The sequence below is a fragment of the Dechloromonas sp. ARDL1 genome (genome assembly GCF_051122455.1).
Classification (GTDB): Bacteria; Pseudomonadota; Gammaproteobacteria; order Burkholderiales; family Rhodocyclaceae; genus Azonexus.
Genome location: NZ_CP168939.1, coordinates 1076096 through 1094126 on the forward strand (window position 1 = coordinate 1076096; position 18031 = coordinate 1094126).

General features: G+C 61.9%; 17 protein-coding genes. 9 read left to right on the forward strand and 8 right to left on the reverse strand.

Annotated features, from left to right (window positions below; all coding sequences use genetic code 11):
* Window positions 1-258: 258 nt before the first annotated feature.
* Genes AB6Q56_RS05280 through dapC form a run of 6 tightly spaced genes read right to left on the reverse strand, consistent with a single transcriptional unit; the run spans window position 259 to window position 6013 of the window.
* On the reverse strand, window positions 259-738 hold the full coding sequence (locus AB6Q56_RS05280; protein WP_434516061.1) for a hypothetical protein: 480 nt from the start codon (window positions 736-738) through the stop codon (window positions 259-261).
* Between the two features lie 9 nt (window positions 739-747).
* A complete protein-coding gene (gene prmB / locus AB6Q56_RS05285) occupies window positions 748-1644 on the reverse strand; it encodes a 50S ribosomal protein L3 N(5)-glutamine methyltransferase (RefSeq protein WP_434516062.1) in 897 nt (298 codons plus the stop codon).
* The gene (dapE, locus tag AB6Q56_RS05290) at window positions 1641-2774 is read right to left on the reverse strand and encodes a succinyl-diaminopimelate desuccinylase (RefSeq protein WP_434516063.1); all 1134 of its coding nucleotides are present in this window, start codon (window positions 2772-2774) and stop codon (window positions 1641-1643) included. The genes prmB and dapE overlap by 4 nt, the downstream gene beginning before the upstream one ends.
* A complete protein-coding gene (locus AB6Q56_RS05295; protein ID WP_434516064.1) occupies window positions 2775-3962 on the reverse strand; it encodes a PilT/PilU family type 4a pilus ATPase in 1188 nt (395 codons plus the stop codon).
* A 27-nt stretch (window positions 3963-3989) separates the two neighbouring features.
* Entirely contained in the window at window positions 3990-4805 is an 816-nt protein-coding gene (dapD, locus tag AB6Q56_RS05300; RefSeq protein ID WP_434516065.1) for a 2,3,4,5-tetrahydropyridine-2,6-dicarboxylate N-succinyltransferase, read from the reverse strand.
* A gap of 17 nt (window positions 4806-4822) precedes the next feature.
* Window positions 4823-6013: a succinyldiaminopimelate transaminase gene (gene dapC, locus AB6Q56_RS05305; protein WP_434516066.1), complete on the reverse strand. Its 1191-nt coding sequence runs from the start codon at window positions 6011-6013 to the stop codon at window positions 4823-4825.
* Between the two features lie 58 nt (window positions 6014-6071).
* On the opposite strand from dapC, the gene AB6Q56_RS05310 reads away from it, so the two are divergent.
* A complete protein-coding gene (locus tag AB6Q56_RS05310; protein WP_434516067.1) occupies window positions 6072-6455 on the forward strand; it encodes a hypothetical protein in 384 nt (127 codons plus the stop codon).
* Between the two features lie 146 nt (window positions 6456-6601).
* A complete protein-coding gene (locus tag AB6Q56_RS05315; protein ID WP_434516068.1) occupies window positions 6602-7018 on the forward strand; it encodes a hemerythrin domain-containing protein in 417 nt (138 codons plus the stop codon).
* A gap of 23 nt (window positions 7019-7041) precedes the next feature.
* On the opposite strand, the gene AB6Q56_RS05320 is transcribed toward AB6Q56_RS05315, so the two are convergent.
* Entirely contained in the window at window positions 7042-7356 is a 315-nt protein-coding gene (locus AB6Q56_RS05320; protein WP_434516069.1) for a hypothetical protein, read from the reverse strand.
* A gap of 11 nt (window positions 7357-7367) precedes the next feature.
* Window positions 7368-7841 carry a nucleoside deaminase gene (locus AB6Q56_RS05325; protein WP_434516070.1) on the reverse strand — a complete coding sequence of 158 codons (474 nt, stop codon included), beginning with the start codon at window positions 7839-7841 and terminating at the stop codon, window positions 7368-7370.
* Window positions 7842-7950: 109 nt separating this feature from the next.
* Here AB6Q56_RS05325 and smc point away from each other — a divergent pair, with 109 nt between their 5' ends.
* From smc to AB6Q56_RS05360, 7 genes are read left to right on the forward strand one after another with little or no spacing between them, the layout of a single operon-like run.
* Entirely contained in the window at window positions 7951-11457 is a 3507-nt protein-coding gene (gene smc / locus AB6Q56_RS05330) for a chromosome segregation protein SMC (protein ID WP_434516071.1), read from the forward strand.
* Window positions 11458-11480: 23 nt separating this feature from the next.
* Window positions 11481-12743: a cell division protein ZipA C-terminal FtsZ-binding domain-containing protein gene (locus tag AB6Q56_RS05335; RefSeq protein WP_434516072.1), complete on the forward strand. Its 1263-nt coding sequence runs from the start codon at window positions 11481-11483 to the stop codon at window positions 12741-12743.
* Complete coding sequence (gene ligA / locus AB6Q56_RS05340) at window positions 12743-15130, forward strand: NAD-dependent DNA ligase LigA (protein ID WP_434516073.1); 2388 nt, start codon at window positions 12743-12745, stop codon at window positions 15128-15130. Before AB6Q56_RS05335 ends, ligA begins: the two co-directional genes overlap by 1 nt.
* Window positions 15127-15996 (forward strand): UTP--glucose-1-phosphate uridylyltransferase GalU, encoded by an 870-nt coding sequence (galU, locus tag AB6Q56_RS05345; protein WP_434516074.1) that lies wholly within the window; start codon window positions 15127-15129, stop codon window positions 15994-15996. The genes ligA and galU overlap by 4 nt, the downstream gene beginning before the upstream one ends.
* Entirely contained in the window at window positions 15997-16545 is a 549-nt protein-coding gene (locus tag AB6Q56_RS05350; protein WP_434516075.1) for a hypoxanthine-guanine phosphoribosyltransferase, read from the forward strand.
* A complete protein-coding gene (locus AB6Q56_RS05355) occupies window positions 16542-17246 on the forward strand; it encodes a class I SAM-dependent methyltransferase (protein ID WP_434516076.1) in 705 nt (234 codons plus the stop codon). The genes AB6Q56_RS05350 and AB6Q56_RS05355 overlap by 4 nt, the downstream gene beginning before the upstream one ends.
* 1 nt (window position 17247) lies before the next feature.
* A complete protein-coding gene (locus tag AB6Q56_RS05360) occupies window positions 17248-18018 on the forward strand; it encodes an S-methyl-5'-thioinosine phosphorylase (protein ID WP_434516077.1) in 771 nt (256 codons plus the stop codon).
* Window positions 18019-18031: the final 13 nt, after the last annotated feature.

Here is an 18031-nt window from a genome sequence, read left to right on the forward strand (position 1 = left end):
CCAAGCAATTGGCAAGTGCGAATGCAATACCTCGAACTGACTTATCTGCAAGGGGACGGGCGCGGGGCACCTCACCATGATTAACCGGTTCCCATAGGCCAAGTGCGCGATCCTGAATGAAGCGAGATGCCAGTCGGTGGTAACGCAGACGAGAGTCAAGAATGCAGGGCAAGTGAGCCACCCGTGCAAACCCAGCCCTCACGAGAGAGTCTTCGTTCGGGTAGTACACCTGGTAGCTGTAGCGCTTCTCCTCAACATTCATAGTATGCAATACGTTATGCTGTAGACCTTATTATGTCCCGCAAAAAAAACGCTCGTCAAGCGAAATACAATTTGCCGTAAAATGTCGCGAAAGGCAATGACCTCAGGATCGAGCTCGACGGCGGTCATGTGTGTGCCGGGCATGCGGTGGTAGCAGAACTTGACCAGCGAGCCGCCACCCAGGCCGATCAGCGCGATGCGTTTCGGGCGCGGCTGAAAGAGCAGGAAGGCCATCATTTTCTGCGTATAGCGGATGGCTAGGTCGTTCGGCGCCTTGAGCGACATTTCGCTCTGCATCAGGCGGACATTGAAATACAGGAAGCGCGACTTCCCGTTATCTATGACGAAGGGTTTGGGATAGCTCTCGTCAAGCAATTGGGCGCGCAGCTCGCCAGCGCGCGCCCAGGGGGGCTCATGCATCAACACCGTGCCCGTTTCGACCTCGAACGGGCTGGGCAGTTTGTACAGAAGGGCCAAGCGACAGGCTTAGCCGGGTAGATCGGCGGCGTGAAGCAGGAAGACGTATTCGTCGCCGGCTGCGGTGTCGAGCCAGGTGAAGGGGAGCGTCGGGTAGGATGCTTCCAGGGCGTCGCGGTTGTGGCCGATCTCGACGACCAAAATGCCGTTGTCGGTTAGGTGCTTTTTTGCCTCGCGCAGGATGATGCGCGTGAAATCAAGACCGTCTTCGCCGGAGCCGAGCGCCAGTTCCGGCTCATGCAGGTATTCCGGCGGCAGCGCGGCGACCGATTCGGCGTTGACGTAGGGTGGGTTGGAGACGATCAGGTCGAATTTGCGGCCTTCGAGCTTGGTGAAGGCATCGGAGCGGATCAGTTCGATGCGCTCATACAGACTGTAGTCGGCCACGTTGCGCTCCGCCACTGCGATGGCCTCGGGCGACAGGTCTACTGCGGCGACCTCGGCATTGGGGAAGGCGAGGGCGGTCAGGATAGCCAAGCAGCCGGAGCCTGTGCACAGATCGAGCGCCGACTCGATGGCCCACGGGTCGTCGACCCACGGAGCTAATTGTTCGTCGAGTAGTTCGGCGATGAAGGAACGCGGGACGATGACGCGATCGTCGACATAGAAACGGTGCTCACCGAGCCAGGCTTCGTGCGTGAGATAGGCGGCCGGCAGGCGGTCCTGGCAGCGACGGTGGTAGATGTCGAGCAGCGCTTCGCGTTCATGCGGCAACAGGCGCGCATCCAGAAAGGGCTCCAGGCGGTCGAGTGGCAGGTTCAGCGTATGCAGGGTGAGGTAAACGGCTTCATCCCAGGCATTGTCGCTGCCGTGGCCGAAGAAAAGGCGGGCGGCGGTGAAGCGACTGACTGCGTAGCGGAGATAGTCGCGGACGGTGATCAGTTCGGCGGAAGCGGTGGTGCTCATGCGGTCAGGGTCTGTTCGAGGATGCGGCGATAGATCGCGGAGAGTTTGGGGAAGGTGTCGACAGCGATGCACTCGTCTATCTTGTGGCTGGTGGCGTTGACCGGGCCGATTTCCAGCATCTGTTTGCAGATGTCGGCAATGAAACGGCCGTCGGAGGTGCCGCCGGTGGTCGATAGTTCGGTTTCGATGCCGCACACTTCGCGGATCGCCGCCGTTGCCGCATCGGCCAGCGGGCCACGTCCGGTCAGGAAGGGGCGGGCGCCGAGCGTCCATTTGATCTCGTAGTCCAGCTTATGCTTGTCCAGGATGGCGCACAGGCGGGCTTGCAGCCCTTCTGGCGTACTCGCCGTCGAGAAGCGGAAATTGAACTTGACTTCGACACTGCTAGGCACGACGTTGGTGGCGCCTGTGCCGCCGTGGATGTTGGAAATTTGCCAGGTGGTCGGCTGGTAGTATTCGTTGCCCCGATCCCATTCGGTGACGGCCAGTTCGGCCAGGGCCGGGGCGGTTTCGTGGATCGGGTTGCGGCCTTTTTCCGGGTAGGCGATATGGCACTGGATGCCCTTGACGGTCAGGACGCCGGACAGCGAGCCGCGGCGGCCGTTCTTGATCATGTCGCCCAGTGTGTCGACCGAGGTCGGCTCGCCGATGATGCAGAAATCGATTGTTTCGCCGCGTGCCTTCAGGGTTTCGACGACGATCACGGTCCCGTCGGTGGCATCGCCTTCCTCGTCGGAGGTGAGCAGGAAGCCCAGAGAGCCGGAAAAGTCCGGGTGTGCCGCGACGAACGCTTCAATGGCGGTCACCGAAGCGGCCAGTGAGGACTTCATGTCGGCCGTGCCGCGTCCATAGAGCATGCCGTCGCGGATTTCCGGGGCGAAGGGCGGCGAGGTCCATTTGTCGAGTGGGCCGGTCGGCACCACGTCTGTGTGGCCGGCGAAAACGAACAGCGGAGCCTGGTTTCCACGTCGTGCCCACAGATTGGTGACGCCGTTGCGGTTGATGGTTTCGAGGGTAAAGCCGAGCGGCTTCAGTCGGGCGCCGATGATTTCCATGCAGCCACCGTCTTCGGGCGTGACGGAGTGACAGGCGATGAGTTCTTTCGCCAGTTCAAAGGTGGGGTCGGACATTCAGGTGTTTTCTTCGTCGTGGTCGGCGAGGCTGAGCGTGAACTCCTTGAAAGAGGCGCCGCCTTCATTGGTGCTGTCGAATTCCAGGGCAATGTCGGATTTCTTGTCGTCCTTACCGTTGGATGAACCGAATTCCGAGTTGTTGATCAGCCAGGAAAGGTTGGTCGGGGAATCGGCGTTGGCGAGAGCTTCGTCGATGGTAATGGTTCCGGCGCTGTACAGGTTGAACAGATCCTGCTCGAAAGTCTGCGATCCGGGGGCCAGGGTTTGTTCCATGGCGTCCTTGATGCCTTGCACTTCGCCGCGTTCGATCAGTTCGCTGATGTGGCGCGTGTTGAGCATGATTTCGCAGGTCGGGATGCGCTTGCCGTCCGGTTTCTTGACCAAGCGTTGCGAGACGATGGCGCGCAGGGCGACGGAAAGGTCGAGGAACAATGCCGGGCGGTTTTCTGCCGGGAAAAAGCTGATGATGCGGTTCAGTGCATGGTAGCTGTTGTTGGCGTGCAGGGTTGCCAGGCAGAGGTGGCCGGTCTGCGCGTAGGCGATGGCCGCCTGCATGGTGTCCTTGTCGCGGATTTCACCAATCAGGATGCAATCCGGTGCCTGGCGCATGGCATTTTTCAGTGCTGCGTGCCAATCCACGGTGTCCATGCCGATTTCGCGCTGATTGACGATGGATTTCTTGTGCTTGAACAGGAACTCGATCGGGTCCTCGACCGTCAGGATATGCCCAGACCGGTTGGCATTCCGGTGGTCGAGCATTGAGGCCAGGGTCGTCGACTTGCCGGAACCGGTGGCGCCGACGATCAGGATCAGGCCACGCTTTTCCATGATCAGTTCGCCGAGGATGTTCGGCAAGCCCAACTCGTCCAGCGCCGGAATATTGCCCAGAATGAAGCGGACGACGATGCTGGTCGAGCCGCGCTGGCGGAAGATGTTGACCCGGAAGTTGCCGACATTCGGCACCCCGAACGAGAGGTTCATTTCCCAGGTCGTCTCGAAGGTCTTGATCTGGTCCGGCGACATCAGTTCATAGGCGATTTTCTCGATCATGTCCGGCAGCATGATCTGCTGGTTGACCGGGATCGTGTTGCCCTGGATCTTGATGTGGATTGGCGCGCCTGCGGAAATGAAGATATCCGAAGCCTGCTTTTCGGCCATCAGCTGGAACAGTTTGTCGAGGATCATCGCAAGACCTTCGTGGTGGAACGTGACTTAGGCGCGCAGCAACTCGTTGATGCTGGTCTTCGAGCGGGTTTGCGCATCAACCTTCTTGACGATGATCGCTGCGTACAGGTTGTACTTGCCACCATCCTTCGGCAGGGAGCCAGAGATGACGACGGAGCCCGGCGGGATCTTGCCGTAGGTGATTTCGCCGGTTTCGCGGTCATAGATCGGGGTGCTCTGGCCGATATAGACGCCCATCGAAATCACTGAGTTTTCACCGACGATAACGCCTTCGACAACTTCGGAGCGGGCGCCGATGAAGCAGTTGTCTTCGATGATGACCGGGCCGGCCTGGATCGGTTCCAGCACGCCGCCGATGCCCACGCCGCCGGAGAGGTGCACGTTCTTGCCGATTTGGGCGCAGGAGCCGACGGTGGCCCAGGCGTCGACCATGGTGCCTTCATCGACGTAGGCGCCGATGTTGACGAAGGAGGGCATCAGCACGGCATTTTTGGCAATGAACGAACCCTTGCGGGCGAAGGCGCCCGGTACGACGCGGAAACCGCCGGCCTTGAACTGCTCCTCGGTCCAGCCCTGGAACTTGGTGTCGACCTTGTCGTAGAAGCGGACATCGCCGGCTTCCTGGACGCGGTTGTCGCGGGTGCGGAAGGAGAGCAGAACGGCCTTCTTGGCCCACTGGTTGACGACCCACTCGCCGTTGATTTTTTCGGCGATGCGCAGCTTGCCGCTGTCCAGGTCGCTGATGACCGACTCGATCACCTTGATGGCGTCGGCGGATTGCGTATTCAGTTCGGTGCGACGTTCCCAGAGATCGTCGATGGTGGCTTGCAGGGGATGGCTCATGTGATGTTCTCTCTTGGTTACAGTTGTTGTGCGAATTGACGAATGCGTTGCGTGGCTTCAAGGCACTCGGCGAGCGAGGCAACCAGCGCAATGCGGACGAAATTGGCGCCCGGATTCACCCCTTGCGCTTCGCGGGCAAGGAAGCTGCCGGGCAGAACCACGACATTATAGTGTTCGAGCAGTCCGCGGGCGAATTCGGTATCGGTGATCGGTGTTCTGGCCCATAGGTAGAAACTGGCGTCCGGCATGCCGGTGCCGAGCACTTCTGAAATCAATGGCGTGCACGCGGCGAATTTCTCGCGGTACTGGTTCCGGTTGTCGAGTACGTGTGCCTCGTCATTCCAGGCGGCAATCGAGGCGGTTTGTACTGGCGGCGACATGGCGCAGCCCTGGTAGGTGCGGAAGAGCAGGTATTTCTTGAGGATGGCCGCATCGCCAGCGACAAAACCCGAGCGCATGCCCGGCACGTTGGAGCGCTTGGACAGGCTGGAGAACATCACCAGGCGTTCGTTGTTGCGACCGAGCAGCTTGGCGGCCTGCAGGCCGCCGATCGGCGGGTTGGCCTCGTCAAAATAGATTTCCGAATAGCACTCGTCGGAAGCAATCACGAAGCCGTATTTGTCGGACAATGCAAACAGTTGCTTCCAGTCTTCCAGCGACAGCACCTTGCCGGTCGGATTGCCCGGCGAACAGACATAGAACAGCTGGACGCGGGCCCACTCAGCTTCCGACAGGGCATCGTAATCGAAGGTAAATCCGTTTTCCGGAAGGTTGTTGAGGAAACGCGGTTCGGCGCCGGACAGGTAGGCGGCCCCTTCGTAGATCTGATAGAACGGGTTCGGGCTGACGATCAGCGGGACGTGGCCACGGCTGGGGTCGATGACCGTTTGCGCAAAGGAGAACAGCGCTTCGCGGGAACCATTGACCGGCAGAATTTCGGTTTCCGGATTCAGGTCGAGTCCGTAGCGGCGCTGGCACCAGCCAGCGATGGCCTGGCGCAGGGCGGGCATGCCCTGCGTTGTCGGGTAGTTGGCAAGGCCTTTCAGTCCGCCGGATAACGCATCCATGATGAATGCCGGAGTGGCATGCTGAGGTTCGCCGATGGAAAGCTTGATTTCCTTGTATTGCGGGTTCGGTGTGACGCCGGCAAACAAGGCGCGCAGCTTTTCGAAGGGGTAAGGCTGAAGTTGGGCGAGGTGCGGATTCACGTCGGACGTCGAATGGGTGTAAAAAGCTGATTATCGCCGAAAACGACTTGCCTGCCTCATGAACCGACGCTTTACGCTGCCCTTGTTTGTCCTGCCGATGCTTCTGGGGGCCTGTGCCTTTGGCTATCACGCACGCGGCACGCTCAGCGACGTTTCCGGCGAGCTGCGGGGCAAGGCTTTTCCGGGCAATGCGCAGGGTGGCGGGCGTTTTGCACTGGCTGATCGGGAAGGTCGGCTTCGCTGTGATGGCGAGATGGCGCCTGCACAATCGGCTGTACCCTCGGGGAGTTGCGAGGGCGAGACGGGGAGCGGGATTGTCCGTTGTAGCGACGGGCGCGTGCTGACTGCACGCTGGACCGCGATCTCATGCCGGGCATTTCAGGGATATGCCGACGACGATTACGGCAACCGCCTCGAATTCCGCGTCGAACGAAGGCCTTGAACCTATTCCCAAGGATATATTGTTAAAACTGTGACATTCGTCTAAATTTGGCAGGCGTCCGACTTTGTATCCGGTCGGAATGCAATGCTGCTGATTCGGGGGGGGGTATGCGCAGTTCATTCCTGTCTTATTTACCGAGTGCGCTGGTGATCGATATTCCGGAAATCGACGAACAGCATGCGCATCTTTTTGAGCAACTTGATAATTTCAAGGCGTCATGTATTGAGCATAATACCTACCGGGCTGACGAGGCCGAGGCGCTTTTTGCGACGCTGACGGCGCATTGCAGAACCGAGGAGCGGCTTGCCGGCGAGGCGGGGATCGATTTCCGTCGGCATGGCGAAAAGCATCGAGCCATGCTGCGTGGCATACGGAAAATGCTTGATGACATGGAGAATCCGGGGGGCGATGTGTTCAGCCTGATTCGCTATGTTGATTATTGGTTCGAACGGCACATTCAGGAAGAGGACAGGAACCTCGGCATCAACCTGAAGCAGGTGGCGTTCGTTGAAGTCGGCGAGCAGTTTGCCGATGAGTTCCTGGAGCAGCGCTCGGCGGGATGACTTGTTGCCCGGCGGGCTTGGCGCTAGCCGAGCAGGGTGACACGTATTTTTTCGAACAGGCTCAGGCTGGCCCACCAGACCAGGCCTTGTTCACGAAACAGGTCGCCGCTTGGGGTTAGGGTCAATTTACGCGCCCCGAATTCGGTGCGCCCCGTTTCGGCGATGAAGCCCGACTCCATGAGATAACGGGCAATGGCTGGCTGAATCTGCTGTCCGCCCAGCGTCCAGCGCGAGCCGTATCCTTCGTCGTCACCGCTCAGCATCAGAATCGGTTCGCTGGCGATGAAACGCAGTACTTGCAGGGTTTCAGCGCGATGGGGAATGATGTCGGGCGACATCGGGTGTCGGCTCAGTAGGCAACGCGGGTCGGATTTTGGGACCAGGCGATCAGCGGCGCCAATGCGTCCGCCAGCGGATGGTGTTCCATGACGATACCGCGTTCGGTGAAATGCCGTTGCAGCTCGTCGTACAAAGCGTCGTCGCAAAAGCCGATGGCAGCGGCCTCGCTGCGGCTGTTGGCGAAAACCACCCGCTCGATGCGCGCCCAGTAGGCCGCTGCCAGGCACATCGGGCAGGGTTCGCTGGAGGCGTACAGGGTGCAACCGGTCAGGTGGAAATCACCCAGTTGCGCGCAGGCCGAGCGGATGGCGGAAATTTCGGCGTGGGCGGTGGGGTCGCGGTCGGCGACAACCCGGTTCCAGCTTTCCGCGATGATTTGGCCATCACGGATGATGACGGCGCCAAAGGGGCCGCCATCGCCGGCTTCGCTGCCGCATCGTGCCAATTCGACGGCACGGGTGAGGAAAACATCGTCGGAGTTCATGCGCTTGCCCTCGGGTTGGCGACCATGAAGCGTTTAAGGCGTCGGTGTCATGGATGCTATCATACGCCCCCCGCTGCGGTGCGGCATGGTGCGCCGGGCGGAATAAACCATGCGCCTGACCAAACTAAAACTCGCCGGCTTCAAATCCTTCGTCGATCCAACATCCGTTGCCTTGCCCGGGCAATTGGTCGGGGTCGTCGGCCCCAATGGCTGCGGCAAATCCAACATCATGGATGCCGTACGCTGGGTGCTGGGCGAGTCCAAGGCTTCGGAGCTGCGCGGCGAGTCGATGCAGGACGTCATCTTCAACGGCTCGACTAACCGCAAGCCGGTGTCGCGCGCCTCGGTCGAGCTGATATTCGACAACTCGCTTGGTCGGGCGATGGGGCAGTGGTCGCAGTATGGCGAGCTGTCGGTCAAGCGCGTGCTGACGCGCACCGGACAGTCCGACTATTTCATCAACAATCAGAAGGTCCGCCGCAAGGACATCACCGACCTGTTCCTGGGCACCGGGCTGGGGCCGCGCGCCTACGCCATCATCGGCCAGGGCATGATCTCGCGCATCATCGAGGCCAAGCCGGACGATCTCCGCGTCTTTCTCGAGGAGGCCGCCGGCGTTACCCGCTACAAGGAGCGCCGCAAGGAAACGCAGGGCCGCCTCGAAGATACGCGCGAAAACCTGCTGCGCGTCGAGGATATCCGCGAGGAACTCGGTCACCAGATCGGTCGCCTGGAAGCGCAGGCGGAAGTGGCACGGCGCTATCAGGCGCTCAATGAGCAGCTGGTCCGGCGCCAGCAGTTGCTCTGGTTGTTGAAGAAGCGCGAAGCGGAGGCCGAACGTCAGCGACTGGCACTCGAAGTCGAACGCGCAACGACCGATCTCGAAGCGCAGAGCGCGGCATTGCGCGAAACCGAGGCACGTGCCGAGGAAACCCGCGAGGCGCACTTTGCTGCCGGCGACGCGCTGCATGTAGCGCAGAGCGAGATGTATTCGGCCAATGCCGAAGTGGCACGCATCGAGGCTGAAATCCGCCATCGCCGCGAGTCGCGCAGTCAGCTCGAAGCGCGTCTCGTGCAATTGGAGGGAGAGCTGGCGCACTGGACGGCGACCGCCGAAAAGCTGGCCGAAGACCGTCTGCGCTGGGAAGAGCAGCAGGAAATCACCCGCCTGCGCGTCGAGGAAGCTGAGGAGCGCCTGCACCAGCAAATGAACCTGGCGCCGCAGGTTGAGGAAGACCACGCCCAAGCACAGGAAGAACTGCTGCGACTGAAGACGCGTTCGACGAACGGCGAGCAGAAGCTGGAAGTCGAGTTGACGAACAAATCGCACGCCCAGCGCGCCCTGCAGGCCATCACCCAGCGCCGCGAACGCCTGCGCGAAGAAACCTTCGGCGACGCACCGGACGAGCTCGAACTCGCCGAAAAGGAAGAAGAACTGTCGCTGTTGCGCGAGGAGCTTGCTGGCGATCAGGACCAGTTGCAACAGTTGCAGCAGGAAATGCCGCAGCTTGAAGCCCGCCGCCGCGAGGCGCAGGCCGAATTGCAGCGACTCGAACGCGAGCTGGCCGCCGGCCATGCCCGCCGTGCCGCGCTGGAGCAGATGCAGGTCAAGACGCAGGCAACCGGCCAACTGCCGGAGTGGCTGCGCCGTCATGGCCTGGAGGCCGTCCCGCCGCTGTGGCAAAAAATTCATGTCGAGGCCGGCTGGGAAGAGGCCGTCGAAGCGGTGCTGCGCGAGCGCCTGTCGGCCATCGCCTGCGACGATCCGGCCAAACTCGACGAATGGCTGCATGACCGTCCCGAAGCGCGGCTGGCCGTGGCCCTGCCGGAAAGCACGGATATGGGGCGTTTTCGGCCGGCCAGCGGGTCTCTCGCCGAGCGCCTGCGCTGCGACGATGCAGGTCTCGCCGCCGTGCTGGCGGATTGGCTGTCGCCGGTGCGCACGGCCGAAACACTGGCCGATGCCCTGGCCGGACGCGCCGCGCTGGAAGCCGGGACGGCGATCGTGACCCGGGGCGGCGATCTGGTCACGGCGACCAGCGTCACCTTCTTTGCCCCTGATGCCGGCGAACATGGCCTGCTCGAACGGCAGCGCGAGATCGAGACGCTGGCCGACGGCATCGCCTTGGCCGAGGAGCGCTCCGAGTCGCTGCGCGAGCAACTGGCGATGTTCGACGAGCAGGTCGGCGACAAGCAGGAGGAGATGGACGAAATCCGCCAGTACGTGACGGACCGCCAGCAGCGCGTGCATGTCGCGCAGATGGACGTGCTGAAGATGACCCAGGCCATCGAGCGCTACAAGGAACAGAAGGAAAGGATTTCCGAGCAGCTGGCCGAACTTGCCGAGGAGGAAGAGGGCGAGCGCGAGCGCGAAATGGCGGCCGACGAGCGCATCGAGGAGATTCGCGATGGCCTGTCGCGCATTCGCGTCCTGGTCGCCGGCGCGCAGTCGCGTCTTGATGAATGCGAGCGCGCCGTCCGTGCCGAGCGCGAGCGCAACGCCGATCTCGACCGTGCCTTGCGCGAGGCGCAGTTCTCGCTGCGCGAGGCCGATGGCAAGCTGCAGGATGTCTTTGCCCAGCAGGCCATGGCACAGCGTGAGCTGACCCGCATCGAGAAGGACAGGGCGCTGTGCGCCGAGCAGGTCGAAGCGGCGCCGCCGGATGTCATGGAAGGTCAGCTCCAGGCGGCGCTGGAAGCGCGGCAGGCGGCCGAACTGGTCCTTGCCGGCAAGCGGGACGCACTCGAAAACGCCACCAATGCCTTGCGCGCACTCGACGAACAGCGCCTTAAGATCGAGCAGGGCTTGGAGCCCTTGCGCGTGCGTATCGGCGACCTGAAATTGAAGGAACAGGCGGCGGCGCTCAATACCGAGCAGTTCGCGCTGCAGTTGCTCGAAGCCGGGGCCAACGAGGAAGCGTTGCAGGCCGAACTCGGCACGGCGCGTCCGCCGGCGCTACAAGGTGAAATTACCCGTCTGTCGAATGCCATCGCCGAACTGGGGGCGGTCAACATGGCTGCCTTGCAGGAGCTTGAAACGGCGACCGAGCGCAAGGGCTACCTCGACATGCAGGCAGCCGACCTGAACGAGGCGATGGAAACGCTGGAAAACGCCATCCGCCGCATCGACCGCGAAACGCGTGACCTGCTGCAGAGCACCTTCGATACGGTCAATGGTCATTTCGGCCAATTGTTCCCGGAGCTTTTCGGTGGTGGCCGTGCCGAATTGGTAATGACCGGCGACGAAATCCTCGATGCCGGCGTGCAGGTTATCGCCCAGCCGCCGGGCAAGAAGAACTCGACCATCCATCTGCTGTCGGGCGGGGAAAAAGCGTTGACGGCGATCGCGCTGGTCTTTTCGATGTTCCAGCTCAATCCGGCGCCGTTCTGCCTGCTCGACGAGGTCGATGCGCCGCTCGACGACACCAATACCGAGCGTTTCTGCGGCATGGTGAAGAAAATGTCAGGAGCAACCCAATTCCTGTTCATTTCCCATAATAAAATCGCGATGGAAATGGCCGAGCAGCTGGTCGGCGTCACCATGCAGGAATCCGGTGTTTCGCGCGTGGTGGAAGTGGATATCGAAGAAGCCTTGAAGATGAGGGATGCTGCCTGAGGCGCTCCCGGGAAGAGATCGAGATGACCGAATTGCAGATGGGTTTGATTGGGCTGGGTGCTGCCGCGGTGGCGGGCGTGTTTGGCTACAACAAGTGGCAGGAATTCCGGCAGCGCAAGATTGCCGAGGCGGTCATGAAACCGCAGCACGAGGACGTTCTGCTTGCCAAGGGGGGCAGGGCGGAGCAGGAATTGCCGGTTGCCCAGCCGGTAGCGCGCAGCGAGCCGGAAATCAGGAATGAGGCGCCGGAACAGCCTGAAGCGCGAGTCGAGCCGATGTTCATCGATCCGACGCCGACGGAGCCTAGCGACGATATGCTGCAGGCAGCGACCGTGGAGCCGATGCCCGAGCCGCCGGTGATCGAAGCACCTGCCGCAGTCGCTGCCAAGCCGCCCATGCCCATTGCAGGGGAAAGCGCCGCAGCGGCCGATGCTGACCTTGAAGTCGAGGCGGGCGATGTTCCCGCCGAACTGCTCGATCCCCGCCTCGAATATATCGTGGCCATGGAGCTTGTCGAGCCGGTGTCGTCGATCCAGATACTGCATTCCCAGCGTTCGGCGCTGCAGCGCTTGAACAAGCCGGTTCTCTGGGTTGGCTTCAATGAGAAGAGCCGCGAATGGCAACGCCTTTCGCCGGATAGCGAACTGGAGGTGCGTCGCCTGCGCGTCGGCCTGCAATTGGTCAATCGCCTCGGCCCCGTCTCCGAGGGCGACATGGTCGTTTTCGGCAATGCCATGCAGGCGCTCGCCGACGAGCTGATGGCGGTGGCCGATATGCCCTCGTCGCGCGTACTTGACCAGGCGGCCGAAATCGACCGTTTTTGCGCCGCTGTCGATCTGGAAATCGGACTGAACCTGGTCAGCCGCGGGGCTGCCTTTCCGGGAACCAAGATTCGCGCCCTGTCCGAGGCCGCCGGCATGGTGCTTGGCGTAGATGGTCTGTTTACGCGCTACGACGATGCGGGGCGCGCCCAATTCAGCCTGCAGAATTTCGAAAACACGCCGTTTTCTGCCGATGCGCTGCGCAGCATGAGTACGCATGGCCTGACTTTCCTGCTTGATGTGCCGCGCGTCGATCACGGCGAGCGTGTGTTCATGCAGATGGGAGAGGTCGCCAAGCGTTTTGCCGATACCCTGCAGGGGGCGCTGGTCGATGACAATCGCCAGCCGTTGTCCGATTCGCAGCTCGATCATATTCGTCGCGAATTCATCGGCAAGCCGCAGGCGACGATGGCCGGCTTCGGCCTGGCCGCTGGTTCGCCCCAGGCCCTGCGGCTGTTTTCCTGATGACGGCACCGGTTGCGGCAGCCGAGCGCGCAGCCTGGCTGCGCGCGGAACTGGAGCGGCACAATCACGCCTATTACATCCTTGATGCGCCGACCGTTGCAGATGCCGAGTACGACACGCTGTTCCGCGAACTGCAGGAACTCGAAGGGCAATACCCGGCCTTGCAGTCGGCGGATTCGCCGACCCGGCGTGTCGGCGGGCACCCGCTGCCGCAATTCGATCCGGTACGTCACGATGTACCGATGCTGTCGATCCAGACGGAAACCGATACACAGGCGAGCGGGGCGGGTAACTTCGATGCTCGGGTAAGGCGCGAACTCGACTTGCCGGAATCCGCTCCACCCATCGAGTATGCTGCCGAACTGAAATTCGACGGGCTGGCCGTCAGCCTGCGTTATGAAAAAGGCGTTTTCGTGCGTGGAGCGACGCGTGGCGATGGTTCGACCGGCGAGGACGTAACGCAGAACCTGCGAACTTTGCACCAGATTCCCTTGCGCCTCAAGGGCAATGCGCCGCCGGTACTCGAGGTGCGCGGCGAGGTCTATATGCGGCGTGACGATCTGGTGCGCTATAACGCCCAGGCCGAGTTGCACGGAGAGAAAACGCTGGTCAATCCCCGCAATGCGGCCGCCGGCAGCATTCGCCAGCTCGACCCCGCCGTTGCCGCGAGCCGGCCACTCTGCTTCTTCGCCTACGGTCTCGGCGCTGTCGAAGGCTGGACCATGCCGGAAACCCATGCCGGCGTACTCGATGCGCTGGCCGGTTTCGGGCTGCCGGTGTGCGAACACCGTGCCGTGCTGCGCGGGCCCGGCGCGTTGGCGGATTTTCACAGTCGCGTCGCGGCCCTGCGTGACAGCCTGCCCTTCGATATCGACGGTGTCGTCTACAAGGTTAACAGCCTGGCCTTGCAACAGCGCCTGGGTTTTCGCACCCGCGAACCGCGCTGGGCGGTAGCGCACAAGTACCCACCTCAGGAGGCGCAGACGGTGGTCGAGGCCATCGACATTCAGGTTGGCCGTACCGGGGCACTGACACCGGTTGCCCGCCTGGCGCCGGTTTTTGTTGGCGGCGTCACGGTGACCAACGCGACATTGCACAATGCAGACGAGGTCGAGCGCAAGGGCGGCATCTGTGTTGGGGACACGGTAATCGTGCGTCGTGCCGGCGATGTGATTCCCGAAGTGCTCGGTATCGTTGCCGAACGGCGGCCGGCCGCTGCCCGGCCTTTCACGATGCCCGATGCCTGCCCGGTGTGTGGCGCCCACGTGGTGCGTGAGCCGGGCGAAGCGGTCACGCGCTGCTCCGGCGGATTTTCCTGTCGCGCCCAGCGCATCCAGGCCATCCTGCATTTCGCCAGCCGGCGGATGATGGATATCGAAGGTCTCGGCGAGCGCTACGTCGAGCGCCTGGTCGAATTCGACTATGTGCATGGCGTTGCCGATCTCTACCGGCTGACGCTGGATGACCTGCTGGAAATGAAGCGCCGGGCCGACGAGCGTGACGGAACCGTACCGGAAACGGCTAAGGCCGGTCAGGTTCCGACGCGCTGGGCCGAGAACCTGCTCGATGGCATTGCCGCCAGCCGCCGGCCGAGTCTGGCCCGTCTGCTTTTTGCCCTCGGTATCCGTCATGTCGGCGAGTCGACCGCCAAGACCCTGGCCGACTGGCTGGGCAGTGTCGAGCGCGTGCGCCGTGCACCGGCACCACTGCTCGCCGTATTGCCCGATATCGGCGCGACCGTGGCGGCAGCCATCGCCGATTTTTTCGCCGAAGAACGCAATGTGCAAGCAGTAGATGACCTGCTTTGTCCGGAGGTCGGCGTCGCGCCGGCCGACGAGCATCCGCCGCACCCCGGCTTGGCCGAGAAGCTGGTGTGGCGCGAGCTCTATGCAGCGCTTGGCGTGCCCCGGCTGACTCCGGTACGCGCCAGGCAGTTGGCGGCTGTGGTCGATGGGGAAACCCTGGCTGCACAGGGGATCGATACGGCGGCCTTGTCGAGCGCGGGCATTTCCGGCGAGGTCATCGATGCCTTGGCCGGTTGGCTGAAGGGGCCAGGTAATCGTGGCTTGCTGGCTGCGCTGGCGTTGCGCCGCAGCGAGTTGCTGGCCGTCTTGCCGACGACCCCGCCGACCGGCGTGGCGGCTTTGCTTCTGGCCGGCAAGACCTTCGTGCTGACCGGCACCTTGCCGACCCTGAAGCGGGATGAAGCGAAGGACTTGATCGAGGCTGCCGGCGGCAAGGTCGCCGGCTCGGTGTCGAAAAAAACGAGTTACGTGGTGGCCGGCGAGGAAGCCGGCTCGAAGCTGGAAAAAGCCATCGAACTGGGCGTTGCCGTGATCGATGAAGTGCAATTGAAGAAAATGCTCGAAGAGGGAGTCGAACCATGAAAAAAGTGAGAAAAGCGGTGTTTCCCGTCGCCGGTATGGGAACCCGTTTCCTGCCGGCCACCAAGGCCAGCCCCAAGGAAATGCTGCCCATCGTCGACAAGCCGCTGATCCAGTATGCCGTCGAAGAAGCGGTCGCCGCCGGCATTACCGACATGATCTTCGTGACCGGCCGCTCGAAACGGGCCATCGAGGATCATTTCGACAAGGCTTACGAACTGGAAAGCGAGCTGGAAGCGCGCGGCAAGAATGAGATGCTCGAATTCGTACGCAACATGATTCCGAAGAACATCAACTGCATCTACATCCGCCAGGCCGAGGCACTCGGGCTCGGCCATGCGGTACTGTGCGCCAAGCCGGTGATCGGCGACGAGCCCTTTGCCGTCCTGCTCGCCGACGATCTGCTCGATGGCACGCCACCCGTCATGAAGCAGATGACCGACACCTACGACTATTACCGCTGTTCGGTGCTGGGCGTGCAGGATGTGCCGCGTAGCGACACCAAGAGCTACGGTATTGTCGACGCGCGGGCGGTGGCCGAGCGGGTCGAGCAGATCAACGCCATTGTCGAGAAGCCGAAGCCCGAGGAAGCGCCGTCGACGTTGGCCGTCGTTGGCCGTTACATCCTGACGCCACGCATCTTCCACCATCTGGAAAACATTGCACCGGGAGCGGGAGGGGAAATTCAGCTGACCGATGGCATCGCCTCGCTACTCAGCGAGGAGCAGGTTCTGGCCTATCGTTACGAGGGAACGCGTTACGATTGCGGCTCCAAGCTGGGTTACCTGCAGGCGACTGTGGTCTTCGGTCAGCGCCACCCCGAGGTTGGTCCTGCTTTCGATGCTTATCTGAAGAACCGGGAGCGCTGAATGGATTTGCAGAAAGCCAGCGCGATGTTGGAGAACGCCGAAGTCATCCACGACGAGGCAACCGTGCAACGGGCGGTCGACGAAGTGGCGGCGGCGATCTGCGCGCGTTTGTCCGACAAATATCCGCTCGTGTTGTGCGTGATGAACGGCGGTATCGTGTTTTGTGGGCAGTTGATGACCCGCCTGGGCTTTCCGATGGATTTCGACTACCTGCATGCGACACGTTACGGCCCGGAAACGCGGGGCGGCAAGATTTCGTGGCGGACCGCGCCATGGACGTCGGTCAAGGGGCGCTCGGTCCTGGTGGTTGATGACATTCTCGACGAGGGGGTGACCCTGGCAGCCGTCAAGGAAAGCCTGAGTCGCATGGGCGCGGCGGAGGTTTTGACAGCCGTTTTCGCCGACAAGGCCAATGGCAAGAAAAAGCCGATCAGTGCCGATTTTGTCGGCCTGACCGTTCCCGATCGTTTTGTCTTCGGCTTCGGTATGGATGCCGGTGGCGTCTGGCGTAACCTGCCAGCCGTTTATGCCATGAAGGATGGGGCGTGAGCGGTAACACAGTCGCTGAATTCATGGCCTATTGGGAAGCCGAGGGCCAAGCCTACGTGCGGCGCGGAGACTACGACTGGATGGCGGCGCTGTTGCCCGGCCAGCGGATACTGGAAATTGGCTGCGGGGTCGGCTATTCGACGGCCGCACTGGTTGCACGCGGCCTCGCCGTCCTGGCGCTGGATTCCCTGCCCGAATGCCTGGCGGCAACCAGGGCGCGCGTCCCTGCCGCAGGGCTGACCCTGATGCAGGCTGAATTGTCGGTTCTGTCCGACGAACAGAAGGGCGAGATCGAGCGCTTCCAGCCCGATACGGTCGTCTGCTGGTTGATGGGGGCGCCGGCCGAGGTGACCGGTGCGGCGCCGAGCGCAGCAGGGCAGCAGGCGGTGGCGGTTTATCGCGAAAGGATTCATCGCCTGGTTGCCGAATTGGCGAGTACCTTGCCGACGGTGGGTCATTTGCACTTCGTCGATCGAACGGCCATTGCCTGGCAGGCCAAGGATATCGGCCGCGATACCCTGGTTGGCTATCACAATGACAAAACCCTGCGCGGACTGCCGTTTGCCGGGGAGCGGCGTCTTGCGCTGTATCGAAAAATCGAGGAGGGTTCCGCCGGCGTGGCGCCCCTCCGCAAACCGCATCCCTCGCTGCAGCGCGTGGTGCCAACGCTGGCTTCGCTGCTGGCGGAAAGAAAGGAATAACATGCTGGCAATCATTGGCGGCAGCGGACTGACCACGCTGTCCAATCTTGACGTCTCGCACCGCGAAGTCGTACGCACGCCGTACGGGGAAGCGTCTGGCGCTTTGGTCTTTGGACAGATCTGCGGCCGGCCGGCTGTTTTTCTGCCGCGCCACGGCTATGGCCACACGATTCCGCCGCATAAGGTCAACTACCGGGCGAACTTGTGGGCCTTGCATCACCACAAGGTTTCCGGCGTGATTTCGGTTGCTTCCGTGGGGGGGATACGCGGCGACCTGCAGCCGGGCGATATCGTTCTACCGCACCAGATCATCGACTACACTTGGGGGAGAAACTCGACCTTTTTCGACGGCAACGGGACTCCGGTTCATCACGTCGATTTTACCGATCCCTACGATGCTGCATTGCGTCAGCGGATTCTGGAGGCTGCGCGAGATCTGAGTATTGATATGAAGGTTGATGCCGTCTATGCCGCGACGCAAGGGCCGCGCCTCGAAACAGCCGCTGAAATCAACCGCCTTGAACGGGATGGTGCCGATGTGGTGGGCATGACCGGCATGCCGGAAGCCGTGCTGGCCCGCGAACTGGATTTGCCCTATGCAGCGCTCAACGTTGTCGCCAATCACGCAGCCGGTCGTGGCGACAGCGTGAACGGCATCCATTTCGAAAGCCTCGAACACGTTCTGCACGATGCCATGGGGCGTGTGCGGACCATCATCGAACGCTTGGTCGGCTGCCAGGAAAACTGCCCACCGATCGGGCTATCGGTTTAGTTGCCGGTCGTTA

Bases quoted from the DNA above. Each gene is read 5' to 3' on its own strand.
- dapD (WP_434516065.1), bottom strand. From the start codon at position 4,805: ATGAGCCATCCCCTGCAAGCCACCATCGACGATCTCTGGGAACGTCGC.
- dapE (WP_434516063.1), bottom strand. From the start codon at position 2,774: ATGTCCGACCCCACCTTTGAACTGGCGAAAGAACTCATCGCCTGTCAC.
- AB6Q56_RS05320 (WP_434516069.1), bottom strand. From the start codon at position 7,356: ATGTCGCCCGACATCATTCCCCATCGCGCTGAAACCCTGCAAGTACTG.
- AB6Q56_RS05335 (WP_434516072.1), top strand. From the start codon at position 11,481: ATGACCGAATTGCAGATGGGTTTGATTGGGCTGGGTGCTGCCGCGGTG.
- AB6Q56_RS05325 (WP_434516070.1), bottom strand. From the start codon at position 7,841: ATGAACTCCGACGATGTTTTCCTCACCCGTGCCGTCGAATTGGCACGA.
- AB6Q56_RS05350 (WP_434516075.1), top strand. From the start codon at position 15,997: ATGGATTTGCAGAAAGCCAGCGCGATGTTGGAGAACGCCGAAGTCATC.
- AB6Q56_RS05295 (WP_434516064.1), bottom strand. From the start codon at position 3,962: ATGATCCTCGACAAACTGTTCCAGCTGATGGCCGAAAAGCAGGCTTCG.
- prmB (WP_434516062.1), bottom strand. From the start codon at position 1,644: ATGAGCACCACCGCTTCCGCCGAACTGATCACCGTCCGCGACTATCTC.
- galU (WP_434516074.1), top strand. From the start codon at position 15,127: ATGAAAAAAGTGAGAAAAGCGGTGTTTCCCGTCGCCGGTATGGGAACC.
- smc (WP_434516071.1), top strand. From the start codon at position 7,951: ATGCGCCTGACCAAACTAAAACTCGCCGGCTTCAAATCCTTCGTCGAT.
- AB6Q56_RS05310 (WP_434516067.1), top strand. From the start codon at position 6,072: ATGAACCGACGCTTTACGCTGCCCTTGTTTGTCCTGCCGATGCTTCTG.
- AB6Q56_RS05360 (WP_434516077.1), top strand. From the start codon at position 17,248: ATGCTGGCAATCATTGGCGGCAGCGGACTGACCACGCTGTCCAATCTT.
- ligA (WP_434516073.1), top strand. From the start codon at position 12,743: ATGACGGCACCGGTTGCGGCAGCCGAGCGCGCAGCCTGGCTGCGCGCG.